We start from the raw sequence: 12,299 nt of genomic DNA on the forward strand, positions 1-12,299 counted from the left end.
ATCAAGTTCGAGTCGGGTCAAGCCCGGCCATGACGGCGTGGAGAAAAGCAAAAGGGCGGCAGGTTGCCCTGCCGCCCTCGCGAAGTCGTTTCGGGAAGAAGCTTACTTCAGATTGCTCATCGCCGTCAGGTCGAACGAGAGCTTGGCCACGCCTGCCGCGCTGCACCAGTTGGAGCCGAAGCCGCCCGGGTTGATGGGGGTGAAGCTTCCGGTGAACTTCGCGGTGTGATCGCTGGTCAAGGCGTTGCAGTCGCCCTTGTTCAGGTCGGTGTCGTGATAGCGCAGATCGAGCGTGAACACCTTGTAGGTGAAGCCGACGCCGACGTTCCAGGTGTTATAGCTCGGCTCCTTGATGCCGTTCGCATAAACCGGATCGCCCGCGATGCCGTAGAAGATGTCAGAAGTGCCGAACCACTGCCGGCCGAACTCACCCGACACATACATGCCGACGCCGCTGGCACCGAAGATCGTGCTCGGGGCGGTCCACTTGGCGGTGATCGAGGCGTAATTGCCCCAGGCGCCAAGGTTCAGGAAGTTCGGCGAGTAATACTCGTTGAAGCCGACCGTCCACTGATCGTTGATGACGACGTTCAGCTTGGCATACGCTTCGAAGAAGCTGGCGTCCTTCTTGGCGAAGTTGCCGTTGATGGGAAGGCCGATCGCGCCCTGCGAGTAGTCGATGTCGCCGCCACAATTGCCCTGAGCCAAGGTGCCCTGCGAGCCGAAGCATTGTCCGCCCGGATAGAGGTAGCCCCAGAGACCGAAGTCGAAGGCGAACATGCCGAAGGTCGGGCGGATACCGCCGTAGAAGTCGACTTCCGCCGCAGCGCGGTTCGGGAAGGAGATGCTCGAGGCGGACGTACCGACGTAGAGCTGCAAGTCCTTGGTGACGTTGTAGCGAGGCTCGAAATAGGCCGTGACGGCCGGCTTATGGTTCGACTGGGTGATGCCGCGGAAGACGTAATCGCTCATGATGCCGCCGCCGAAGGCGATATCCCAAGGATCGAACGCCGGGGGCGGCGGGGCCTTCAATGCCTTCACGCGCAGATCTGCCGCGAACGCCGAACCCGTCGTCACCATTGCCAGCGCCGTTGCCAACAAAGCCACTTTTTTCATTTCGGTCCCCATCTACCCGTTCTTACTTAGCAGTCGCCCCCGGAAGCCCCCCGGGGCATGCGGCCTACCTGCAAAATTGCGTCACTGCGGCAATTTGGATCGATGGACAGGAACCGTGAAGCAAAAAGCGCGAGCATCTGCCGACTTTTTAGGCGTTTTGACGAATTCACGAAAGGTTGTCAGGCTGTGTGGCATCTCGATCACATTATTTGCATTCCAGGGTGCAGTGCAGACCCGTGTAAACCCGGGGATCGCCAGGCGGCGTGACACCTTCGCTACGAATCAGGCTGGGCCCCGTACGGCGGCCGATGGGGCCGCTCGCCGCGATGCAAAAAGGCCGCAGCACCGGGGTGCCGCGGCCTTCTCGTTACAATCCCAAGTAACAGTCCCGAGTGACAGTCCGAAGGCGATGAGAGACCGCCTTCCTACCCCTGCCCCTCGGCCGGCGCCGCTTCCGCAGAAGACGAAGGCATCGCCCAGCTTGTCTCGGCGGGCGCGGGAGTCTCCGCCGGTGCCGACGGCTTCGGAGCAGGCGCTGCCTTCGCCTTCTTCGGTGCCGCCTTCTTCGCGGCCTTCTTCGGAGCAGCCTTCTTGGCCGCCGACTTCTTTGCGGTCGTCTTGGCAGCCTTCTTCGAGGCGGCCTTCTTGGCAGATTTCTTGGTGGCCTTCTTGGCCGCCTTCTTCTTCGTCGCCTTCTTCGCGGATTTCTTCGCCGCTACGGCCTTCTTGGCCTTTTTGGCCTTCTTGCTTTTCTTCTTCTTCGCTTTCGCCATCGTGGTCCTCCTGTTGCCGCCGAACAATGCTTGATCGGGCGTCTTCAGTCGTCACCTCGGGAGGACAGTTCGGGCTCCTGAAAGCTCAAACCTGCGCGTTCAGTGCCGGCCGCGCCCCGCCCGTCGCCCAATCGAGAAGCTCAATCGTGTGTACGACCGGAACTGACGTGCCACTGGCAATCTGCACCATGCAGCCGATATTGCCCGCGGCAATCATGTCCGGCTTGACGCTCGCGATGTTGGCGACCTTGCGATCACGCAACCGACCCGCAAGCTCGGGCTGGAGAATGTTGTAGGTCCCCGCCGAACCGCAACACAAATGGCTCTCGGGCACATCTTTCACCACGAATCCATTCTTGGAAAGCAATTCTTTCGGAAGCCCTGTGATTTTCTGTCCATGCTGCAACGAACACGCGGAGTGATAGGCGACGACGATGTCGTCCGCTCGCGCCGCCGTCGCAAGCTCGAGGCCGGCGACGTATTCGGTGATGTCCTTGGCGAGCGCCGAGATCCTCGCAGCATCGGCCGCGAACGCTGTGTCCTCGCGCAGGAGATAGCCGTAATCCTTGATCACCGTGCCGCAGCCGGAGGTCGTCACCAGGATCGCATCGAGCCCCTCGCCGGCTATTTCCTTACCCCACGCCGCGACGTTGGCGCGAGCCCGCGCCAGCGCATCCTCGTCGTTGCCGAGGTGGTGGGTCAGCGCGCCACAGCACTGCTCGTCCCTGACAAGGACGACCTCGATGCCGTGGCGGGTCAGAAGATTGATGGCGGCCTGGTTGATGCGGGGCGCCAGCACCTGCTGGGCGCAGCCCTGGAGCAGCGCCACACGCCCGCGCTTCTTGCCCAGCGCCGCGAACACGCTGCCGGCGGCGGGCCCTGCCGGCGGCAGCCGGTCCGGCGCCAGCGCCAGCATCGCCTTGATGCGCTGGATCAAGCCCGGCGTCGCCGCAGGCCGGGGTGTCGGCAGCAAGACGCCGAGCGGACGGGCGAGCCGCGCCAGCCACATACTTACGCGAAAGCGCTGCGGGTCCGGCAGGACGAAGGCCAGGACCTGGCGCAACAGCCGCTCGGTCAGCGGCCGCCGATAGCGCTGCTCGATCCGCACCCGGGCCTGGTCGACCAGGTGCATGTAGTTCACGCCCGAGGGGCAGGTCGTCATGCAGGCAAGGCACGACAGGCAACGGTCGATATGCTTGACCACCTCGGCGGTCGGCGCCTGGTCCTTCTCCAGCATCTCCTTGATCAGATAGATGCGGCCGCGCGGGCTATCGAGCTCGTCGCCGAGCAGCACATAGGTCGGGCAGGTTGCGGTGCAGAAGCCGCAATGGACGCAGGCGCGCAGGATCTTGTCGGCTTCCGCGATATCGGGGTCGGCGAGCTGCGCGAGTGAGAATTCGGTCTTCATCAGCCAGCGCTCCGCGTGAGCCGCCCCCGGTTGAGAATGATCTTCGGATCGAAGCTGGCGCGCACCCGCTCGCTCAGCGCGGCAATCCCCGGCGCCTGCGGATGGAACACGTCGACCTCGCGCCTGACATCATCAGTCGCCCGGATCAGCGTGGCATGCCCGCCGGCCGCGTTCGCGCGCGCACGCACTGCTGGGGCATGCGCGTCCGGCTTCGGCAGGAGCGCCACCCAGATCAGGCCGCCTCCCCAATCGTAGATCACATCGCCGCCCGTCTCGCGTGCCAGCTGCGTGCCCAGCGCCGCGCCCGAGGCCGGCGGGCAGACGATCCGCCAGACCGGCCAGGCGCCGAGCGCGCCGCTCGCCGCGAACGGCAGCACGTCGCGGATCGCGCTCCACAGGGCCGCGGATGCCACGTCCTCGATCAGCGTCGCGGTTCCAAACGGCGCCAGCAATTGGCGCAGCGAGCCGGCGCGGTGCGCAGCGGACGCGGTGATGCCCTCGAGCCGCAGCACGGTCAGCGCCTCGGCCTCGCCCTCGCCCTGGCCCGCAATGTCGCTCAGCCCCTCGGCGCCGGTCCGGAACGCGGATTTCGGCAGATGCGCGGCGGCGGAGACGTCGAACGGCGAGCCCAGCGCCGCGGTCATGGCCTTGTTGGCCGTGGCATCATCTAATCCGCGCAGCAACAGCGTCCGCTCGGCCTCGGGCTTGGGCATCACCTTGAGCGTGACCTCGGTCATCACCGACAGCGTGCCCCAGGACCCCGCCAGCAGCTTGCAGAGGTCATAGCCGGTGACGTTCTTCACCACCTTGCCGCCGGTCTTGAAGCTGTCGCCGAAGCCCGAGACGGCATGCGCGCCGAGCAGGTGGTCGCGCGCTCCGCCCGCCCGGATCCGCCGGGGTCCGGCGAGCCCGGCCGCGATCATGCCGCCGATGGTGCCTGTTGCAGGCGTGCCGAGCAGCGGAGCGGTGTTTACAGGCTCGAAGGCGAATTGCTGGTTCTTGGCGTCGATCAGCGCCAGCACGTCGGCCAGCGGCGCGCCGGCCTGGAGCGTGATGATGAGCTCGTTCGGCTCGTAGGCGGTGACGGCATTGAGTGCGGAGACGTCGAGCACGGCGTTGGTCGCCATGGCGTGACCGATGCCGCGCTTGCCGCCATGGCCGATGATCTCGAGCGGCTGCTCGCTCGCGATCGCCGCGCGCACGACCTCTTCGACGTCTTTGGCGTCTCTGACCTTGAGCGTATCCACAGGAAAAGGCGGTAGCGAAATTCGCGCAGGAAATCAATTCGACCCGCGTCGGAACGCTGGGCCGTTCGGCGACATTCGCACTACGATGTTCATCGAACCATTGTTGCCCAGAGCTGCGCTATCGAATGGAGAATTCTCAGGGAGCTCCATCATGATCGAACAGGCGATGAATCAACAGACCGGCCACCCGGCCATCGGCGGCGGACTTCTCGTCGTGGCGCAATGGGAAGCAAAGGCCGAAGAGGTCGACCGCGTTGCTGAAATCCTGCGCGGCTTCCTCCCTCAGGCGCAGCGCGAGCCAGGCGTCAAGCTGTTCCTGATCTCGCGCGCCAAGGACAATCCGGCCCAGTTCCTGTTCTACGAGTTGTTCCGCGACGAAGCCGCCTTTAGGGCGCACCAGGAGAGCGCGCATTTCAAGAGCTACATCGCGGAACAGGCGCTGCCGCTGCTGACCAGGCGCGAACGCGCGCAATACGCCCTGCTGTGAATGATCTGCTTCCTTCTTGCGAGCCAGGGCTATCGCCTATGACTCGCAGCGGCGGGCTGCGTGCAAGCTGGGGCTGGATCAAGCCCCGGCCTTGCACGTGATCCCGCCGTCGACAACGAGCTCGATGCCCGTTACGTATTTCGACTCGTCCGAGGCCAGGAACAGCGCGGCGTTGGCGACGTCCCATGCATCGCCCATATGACCCATCGGCACCTGCGCGTCGCGCGCGCGCCACATCGCCTCGACATCGCCCTTGGCGTAGCTGGCGGCGAGGCCGGCGGAGTGCTCGACCATCGGCGTCTTCATCAGGCCGGGCAGGATCGCGTTGACCCGGACATGATGGCGCGCGAACTCGATCGCTGTGGTGCGCGTCATCTGGTTCATCGCCGCTTTCGAGGTGCCGTAGGTGACGTAGGAGATGCCCATGTGGCGGATCGAGGCGATCGAGGAGATGTTGATGATCGAGCCGCCGCCCTGCTTCACCATGATCGGGATCACGTGCTTCATGGCGAGATAGGCGCTTTTGAGGTTGACGCTGAAGACGCGGTCCCAGCTGTCTTCGCTCACCTCCACAACACTGCCCATCTCGGCGATGCCGACATTGTTGTCGAGCACGTCGATGCGGCCATAGGCCTGCAGGCACGCCGCGACCATCGCCTCGATCTCGGCAGGCCGCGACACGTCGGCCGTGAATGCCGTCGCCTTGCCGCCTTCTTCGGTGATGATCCTGGCGGTCTCCTCAGCCGCGGCACCGTTGCGATCGACGCAGAACACCTGCGCGCCCTCGCGCGCAAAGGTCACCGCGGTCGCCTTGCCGTTGCCCCAGCCTGGACCGATCGAGCCGGCCCCCACCACCATCGCAACCTTGCCCTTGAGCCGATCCATCGCGTGTCTCCCGCGTTGTTGTTGTTCTTGTAGCCCGGATTGCGCTTCGCTCCATCCGGGCTACGGTTCTTTGCAGATGCTCATCTTGGTGACGTTAGCACCAATGGGATGCCCGACAACCTCCGACAATGTCCGGCACCTCCCGTCATGGCACAGTCGCCATTCTTCGGCCGCGCCGGAATTGCCGAGCACCAATTCCGGCATCGCCGCACGCTGCGGCCGCCATTGAAACCAGCCGTCGACCAGCCGCGCCTCGGCCGGCGGCTCCATGCCGGGGCCGGTGCCCTTGACGCGGGCTTGCACCAGCTCAAGGCCGGCGGGTGTGAGGCGCCAGTCTTCCTGCCATTCGACCTTCGCGATCGAATGCGTCCAGACAAGCGTGAACGCGGACAGCGCCAGCGCCTTCACGCCGCCCGCTGTCGCAAGACAGAGACTCACACCGCCTCGACCGGCGCCGGCGGACGCTGCCGCCATTGCCAAAGCGCGAGCGCGGCGGCGAGCACGAAGCCCGCGCTGTCGCTGAAGGGGAATTCGCCGAGCAGGCAGAACGCGGCGCCGAGCGCGATCAGGCGCTCGATCAACGTCAGCCGCGTGAACAGGAAGCCGATCGCGGCCATGCCGAACAGGCCGATCGCCACCAGCGCCTTCAAGCTCGCCAGCGCCACCGCGCCGTAGAAGCCGAGCTTGGCCGCCATGGGATCGCCGGCCTGCAGCATCAACGCCGGCGAATAGACGAAGATGAAGGGAATGACATAGCCGGCGAGCGCGATGCGCATCGCCTCCCAGCCGATCTTGTCCGGATTCTCCTTGGCGATCGGCGCCGCCGCGAGCGCGGCGAGCGCCACCGGCGGCGAGAGGTCGGCCATGATGCCGTAATAGAATGCGAACATGTGGCTCGCGATCAAGGGCACGCCGAGCTTGGCCAGCGCGGGAGCTGCGAGCGCGGCGGTGATGATGTAGGTCGGGATGGTCGGGATGCCGGTGCCGAGCAGGATCGACAGAAGCATGGTCATGACCAGCGCCAGGAACAAGCTCTTCTCGCCGAGCCCAATCACCCAGCCGCCGAAAATGGTGCCGACGCCGGTCTGCGACATCATGCCGATGATGACGCCGACGATGGCGCAGGCCATGCCAACGGTGATGGCGGATTTCGCGCTCTCGGCGAGCGCATCGCGGCAGGCCCGCAACGCCGCAAAGCCGCCGCGCACGAACGCCGTGATCACGATCAGGCCGACCACGACGGTCGCGACCGGCACGATCTGGAGGCCGTCGCGCGACAATGCCGCGACGACGAGCGCGAGCCCGACCCAGAAGATGGTCCGGATCACGTTCGAGGAGGCGCCCGTCGTGATGGCGGTGCCGAGGATCAGCGTCACCGTCAGCGCGAGGCCCATGCTGCCGGCATAGAGCGGCGTGAAGCCCTCGAACAGCATGTAGACCAGCGCTGCGAGCGGCAGCACGAGGTACCAGCGCGTCACCAGCGCCTTCCAGGCGCTCGGGATCTCCGAACGCTTCATGCCGACGAGGCCGTGCTTGCCGGCTTCCAGATGCACCATCCAGAACGCGGAGGCGAAATAGAGGATCGCGGGGATCGCGGCCGCCTTGACGATCTCCGAATATTGCACGCCGAGCGTCTCGGCCATGATGAAGGCGACCGCGCCCATCACCGGCGGCATGATTTGGCCGCCCATCGAGGCCGTCGCCTCGACGCCGGCCGCGAAGGCGCGGCGGTAGCCGAACCTGATCATCAAGGGAATCGTGAACTGGCCGACGGTGACGACGTTGGCGACGCCCGAGCCGGAGATGGTGCCCATCATGCCCGAGGCGAACACCGCGACCTTGGCAGGACCGCCGCGGGTGCGGCCGAACAGGCCGAGCGAGACATCGGTGAACAGCTGGATCATGCCGGCGCGCTCCAGGAACGAGCCGAACAGGATGAACAGGAAGATGTAGGTCGCCGAGACGTAGACCGGCACGCCGTAAAAGCCTTCGGTGCCGAACGACAGATGCGTGACGATCTGGTCGAAATCATAGCCGCGGTGGTTAAGCGGCGACGGCAGGTACTGCCCGAAGAACCAATAGACGAGACACGCGCCGCACATCAGCGGCAGCGCCGCGCCCATCAGCCGCCGCGTGCCCTCGAAGATCAGCACCGCGAGCAGGGTGCCGACGGCGAGATCGAGCCTGGTCGGATCGCCGTCTCGCGCGATCAGGTCGGCATAGAAGATCCATTGGTAGAGACCGCAGTAGAAGCCGGCGCCGCCGATCGCCCAGCCCAGCGCACGGCCGACATTGCTCTTCGCGGTGAAGTTGGCGATCAGGCCGAAGGTCAGCAGGAGCAGGAAGCCGACATGGACGCCGCGCACCACCTGGCTCGGCAGATAGTTGAAGGCGGCGACATAGAGCTGGAAGATCGCGAACGCGATGCCGATCCAGTAGGCGAGCCGGCCCCACCAGCCCGGGCCGAAGCCTTCTGGAAAACCATGCTCGAAATTGTCGAACTCGACCTTGACCTTGTCGGGCGCGATCTCAGTCCCCTCTGCCTTTTCCAGCATCTCAGCCCATCCCCAATCGTCGAGCGCTTGTAGCATTGGCACGGTATGTCCCGAGCCGTCATGCCCGGGCTTGTCCCGGGCATCCACGAAACTTCCATGCACCGCCGCAGAACGTGGATGGCCGGGACAAGCCCGGCCATGACGTCCGACGACAGGAGCTGATTACTTGATCAGCCCCTTTTCCTTGTAATAGCGGATCGCGCCGGGGTGCAGCGGGACCGGGCTGCCGGTGGCGGCGGTCTCGAGCTTGATCTCCTTGCCGGCCGCGTGCGCAGTGACGAGCTCGGGCAGCGATTCATAGACCAGCTTGGTCATCTGATAGGCGAGATCGTCCGAGACGGCGGAGCTGGTGACCAGATAATTGATCACGGCCGCAGTCGGCACGTCCTTGTCCTGGCCCGTATAGGTGTTGGCCGGAATGGTCGCCGCGACGAAGGGCGGGCCGATCTTGTCGACGGTCTCCTTCGGCACCGACACCACCGTGATCGGGCTCGAGGTCGAGAGGTCCTTCAGCGAGGCGACGCCGAGCCCGGCCGATTGCAGCGTGGCGTTGAGCTGCCGGTTCTTCATGAGATCGACGGATTCGGCAAAGGGCAGATATTCGACCTTGCCGAGCTCCTTGTAGCTCATGCCGGCAGCGGCCAGGATCGCGCGGGAGTTCAGCTCCGTGCCCGACTTCGGCGCACCGACCGACAGGCTCTTGCCCTTGAGGTCGGCGAGTGTCTTGATGCCGCTGTCCGCGGTCGCGACGATCTGGATGTAGTTCGGATAGATCGCGCCGATGGTGCGCAGCTTGTCGAGCTTGGTCTTGAAGCCCGCCTCCTCCTCGCCGTCCCAGGCGGCCTTCAGCGAGTCGCCCAGCGTGAACGCCAGCTCGCCGCGGCCCTGCTGCAGCAGGATCAGGTTCTCGACCGACGCCTTGGTGGCCTGCACCTGCGTCTTCACGTTCGGAATCTTGTCGCCGTATATCTTTCCGATCGCGACCCCGAGCGGATAGTAGACGCCCGAGGTTCCACCCGTCAGCACGTTGATGAAGGATTGCGCCTGGGCGCAAGGTGCCGACGCCGCCAGAGCCAGAGCCGCGGCTGCGCCGAAAATCGTCCGTTTCATGGTTGTTGTACTCCCCAAACCGGCGGCGAAATTGGCCCCATGAGGGATGCGGGTCAACCCATCCAAAAGGCACAACAGGACTGCGGCAAAGGGCCGTTCCCGCTGGTTTTTTTGGGAACCGGACGGTGCGGCGAGGTGGCACTTCACCTCTCCCGCTCGCGGGAGAGGTCGCAGCGATCCGGGTGGGGGCTCTTTCCTCTAGGGGACAGTCCCGTTGTGGCGACACCCTCTCCCCAACCCTCCCCCGCAGGCGGGGGAGGGAGCGCACCTTCATTGAGGCGATGGTCGAGCACACCCCCGAGCAGCAAATGCTACTGGAACGTCATGTCCAGGCATTTGGAGATGTCGGAGCCGAGGCCGGAGGAGATGGCGATGCAGCCGCGCACCTTCTGCGCGCCGACGTCGGCCGCCCAGACCGAATAGCCGCCGGGGCCGAAGAACGAATTGGTGTTCGGCGGCTCGGTCTCGGTGGCGTCGAAATCGTACTTGCCGTCGGTCTCGAAAATGCGCGGCTTCTTGGTGCAGCCGCCGTCGGTCTGGACGTTGATGACTTCCTTGTTGTCGCGGGTCAGCGCCAGGGAAACCTGGCAGCGGAAATATTCCGAGGTCTTGGTGTTGAAGAGATAGGTGTAGGACTTGCAGGTCGCCGTGTTCAGCTTGCCCGGGGCAAGGCCGCGGCTGCACGAAATCCGCTGGTTGTGGCTGAGCCGGTAGTCATCGGCTTGGGCGGCCGGCGCCAGCGCCGTGAGCAACAGCGCGGCAGCCGAGCAGGCTTTGACGACAAGGTTCATTCGAATCATCCCCACCAATATTTTTGTCGAGTTGCGTTCTAGACGGAAAGCGGAACATAGTCGCGAGGGGACGGAGGGAAAATCACAAACTGCTGGGCAAGACGTGATGCGCTGCGGCGCTATCGCAAATTGACCGGGACGCAGCGTTCGTGATTTGTTCAATCTGGAATGTCCCGATCTTGGGAGGATGGGATGACGGCATTTTCAATCAAGACATTTGCAATCGCAGCCGCGCTCGGCGCATTGGCTTGGCCCGCATTGGCGCAAACCGCAGCGACGCCCTGGGAGCTGAAGACCGACACCGCCTACGCCTACGACAGGGAGGGCAAGACCTATTCCTACAAGATGGGCACCAGCAACGCCGGCGAGCTCTTGAAGGGCGCCAAGAAGGTGCCCAAGGGCACACTGTTCTTCATCGGCCAGAACGGACAGCTCTACATGCGCACCGGTCCGTATCTGGAGGGCGACGGCAAGTTCAAGTTCGGGCCGGATCAGTAGGAGCCGCGATTACGGTGCGCTCCCTCGCCCCGTTCTTACGGGGCCGCGACGAGCTTCGCTCGCGCTGAGAGGGTTGGGGTGAGGGGCCTCTCTCCACGCATGAGATCGTCGAGGGACCTGTACCCCCTCACCCGGATTGCATCTGACGATGCAATCCGACCTCTCCCCGCAAGCGGGGAGAGGTGAAGACAGCGCCAGCGTCCTAGAACGCCCCTGCCAGCTCCCTTGCGCCGGCTTTGCCGCTGTTCACGTCCATGCGCTCGTCGGTCACGGCCAGCAGCTTGGCCACCGTGTTGTGGCGGATCGCGACCGGGTTGCGCTCATAGCCGCCGCGCTGGAAGAAGTTCGAGGTCGGCACCCGCTCTCGCATCGCCTGCGGCATCGTCACCATGTCGAGGCCGGTGCCGTCGCCGGTGAGGTTCATCATCTCGAGCTCGGCCGCAGAGAGCGGGCGCGTGTGGCCCTTGGCCCGGGCGAAATGCACCGATGTCAGCAGCTTGTGGGTCTGCAGCATCGGACCGATATCGACGTCGAGCACCATCGCATGCATGGCCCAGCCCTGCGGGGTAGCGCCCATCTTCTCGTGCTCCGACCAGGTATCGGGCACCGACTTCGCGTGCGCCACCATCTTCTTCAGGACAGCGAGCTTGTGCTCGAGCGCATGCCGCGCCGGTCCTGATGTGCGCGCCACCTTCTCGGAAAGGGCGCGGATCAGTTCATGGCCCTGCTCGGCGAGCAGTTCGACGCTGTTGGTGGTGAGCAGCTGGTTGTAGCCCATCGCGGTCGAGATCGCGCGCTTGCCGCCATGCTCGATGCCCGCCTGCACGTCGTAACTGCCGGTGCCGCCGGTCTCGAACGAATAGACCCGCACCGCCTGCTCGCGCGTCAGGCCATGGGCCAGAGCGTAGCGCGCATAGGCGCGCTTGAACTCGAGCTCGCTGGACGGGCGTTGCGGCGTGAACTGGTAGAGTTCCTGCGCCGCACGCAGGAAATCGGCGACGACCGGGATCGGCCTCCTTGTGGGGCGGTCCGGCGTTTCCTCCGGCTCCGGGTTCACCGGCTTCTTCGGTCCGTTGTAGAGCGGCGGATGCTCCAGCACGTAATCATCAAGCGTGATCTGCTGTCCGCTGCGCCGCTTGGCGTTGCGGGCCTTCCGCTTCTCGGAGATCTGGCTCCAATAGGCGCCGGCCTCGGCATCGAAGGCGGCGCGCGCGGCCTGATATTCCGCGAGCTTGCGGCGATATTCGAGCACGGCCGGTGAAGCCGCCGCGCCTTGCGCGAAAAACTGCGACAGCAGCTGGGCGTTTGCATTGCGGACGGCGGGCGACAGCGCGTCGGCCTCGGCGCCGCGCGCCGCAGGCGAGATCAGGACGAGCGCGAGCGGAACCAGCGCCAATTTATTTCGAATCGAATGATGCATGCTGCCTTC

12 protein-coding genes are annotated in these 12,299 nt (G+C 64.9%); 2 read left to right on the forward strand and 10 right to left on the reverse strand.

All coding sequences use genetic code 11. The features are described 5' to 3' along the window. Positions 1 to 102: 102 nt before the first annotated feature. The 4 genes from ACM43_RS06940 to ACM43_RS06955 all read right to left on the reverse strand — a co-directional run bounded on the left by ACM43_RS06940 (position 103) and on the right by ACM43_RS06955 (position 4,544). On the reverse strand, positions 103 to 1,116 hold the full coding sequence (locus ACM43_RS06940; protein ID WP_128264864.1) for a TorF family putative porin: 1,014 nt from the start codon (positions 1,114 to 1,116) through the stop codon (positions 103 to 105). A 425-nt stretch (positions 1,117 to 1,541) separates the two neighbouring features. Next, complete coding sequence (locus ACM43_RS06945) at positions 1,542 to 1,889, reverse strand: histone (RefSeq protein WP_128264865.1); 348 nt, start codon at positions 1,887 to 1,889, stop codon at positions 1,542 to 1,544. A gap of 85 nt (positions 1,890 to 1,974) precedes the next feature. Further along, positions 1,975 to 3,297: a glycolate oxidase subunit GlcF gene (glcF, locus tag ACM43_RS06950; protein ID WP_271539162.1), complete on the reverse strand. Its 1,323-nt coding sequence runs from the start codon at positions 3,295 to 3,297 to the stop codon at positions 1,975 to 1,977. After that, positions 3,297 to 4,544 (reverse strand): FAD-binding protein, encoded by a 1,248-nt coding sequence (locus tag ACM43_RS06955; RefSeq protein ID WP_271539164.1) that lies wholly within the window; start codon positions 4,542 to 4,544, stop codon positions 3,297 to 3,299. Before ACM43_RS06955 ends, glcF begins: the two co-directional genes overlap by 1 nt. On the opposite strand from ACM43_RS06955, the gene ACM43_RS06960 reads away from it, so the two are divergent. Then, on the forward strand, positions 4,531 to 5,031 hold the full coding sequence (locus ACM43_RS06960) for a putative quinol monooxygenase (protein WP_271539166.1): 501 nt from the start codon (positions 4,531 to 4,533) through the stop codon (positions 5,029 to 5,031). The two genes, ACM43_RS06955 and ACM43_RS06960, sit on opposite strands and share 14 nt — an antisense overlap. A gap of 78 nt (positions 5,032 to 5,109) precedes the next feature. Here the strand turns inward: ACM43_RS06960 and ACM43_RS06965 are convergent, their stop codons facing one another. From ACM43_RS06965 to ACM43_RS06985, 5 genes are all read right to left on the reverse strand, one after another. Beyond that, positions 5,110 to 5,916, reverse strand: a complete 807-nt coding sequence (locus tag ACM43_RS06965) for an SDR family NAD(P)-dependent oxidoreductase (protein WP_271539168.1) — start codon at positions 5,914 to 5,916, stop codon at positions 5,110 to 5,112. A 60-nt stretch (positions 5,917 to 5,976) separates the two neighbouring features. Then, complete coding sequence (locus ACM43_RS06970) at positions 5,977 to 6,390, reverse strand: DUF1850 domain-containing protein (RefSeq protein WP_271539170.1); 414 nt, start codon at positions 6,388 to 6,390, stop codon at positions 5,977 to 5,979. Next, positions 6,351 to 8,471: a TRAP transporter permease gene (locus ACM43_RS06975; RefSeq protein ID WP_271539173.1), complete on the reverse strand. Its 2,121-nt coding sequence runs from the start codon at positions 8,469 to 8,471 to the stop codon at positions 6,351 to 6,353. The genes ACM43_RS06970 and ACM43_RS06975 overlap by 40 nt, the downstream gene beginning before the upstream one ends. Before the next feature lie 162 nt (positions 8,472 to 8,633). Beyond that, positions 8,634 to 9,581, reverse strand: coding sequence for a TAXI family TRAP transporter solute-binding subunit (locus ACM43_RS06980; RefSeq protein WP_157283231.1), 948 nt, complete (start codon positions 9,579 to 9,581; stop codon positions 8,634 to 8,636). Positions 9,582 to 9,892: 311 nt separating this feature from the next. Next, on the reverse strand, positions 9,893 to 10,372 hold the full coding sequence (locus ACM43_RS06985; RefSeq protein ID WP_271539175.1) for a hypothetical protein: 480 nt from the start codon (positions 10,370 to 10,372) through the stop codon (positions 9,893 to 9,895). Positions 10,373 to 10,564: 192 nt separating this feature from the next. On the opposite strand from ACM43_RS06985, the gene ACM43_RS06990 reads away from it, so the two are divergent. Then, positions 10,565 to 10,870, forward strand: a complete 306-nt coding sequence (locus tag ACM43_RS06990; RefSeq protein ID WP_157283233.1) for a hypothetical protein — start codon at positions 10,565 to 10,567, stop codon at positions 10,868 to 10,870. A gap of 202 nt (positions 10,871 to 11,072) precedes the next feature. Here ACM43_RS06990 and ACM43_RS06995 read toward each other — a convergent pair whose 3' ends face one another. Continuing rightward, positions 11,073 to 12,290, reverse strand: a complete 1,218-nt coding sequence (locus ACM43_RS06995) for a hypothetical protein (protein WP_271539178.1) — start codon at positions 12,288 to 12,290, stop codon at positions 11,073 to 11,075. Positions 12,291 to 12,299 lie beyond the last annotated feature (9 nt).

This window comes from Bradyrhizobium sp. CCBAU 45321, from assembly GCF_028128975.1.
In the GTDB taxonomy this organism is placed as follows: Bacteria; Pseudomonadota; Alphaproteobacteria; order Rhizobiales; family Xanthobacteraceae; genus Bradyrhizobium; species Bradyrhizobium yuanmingense.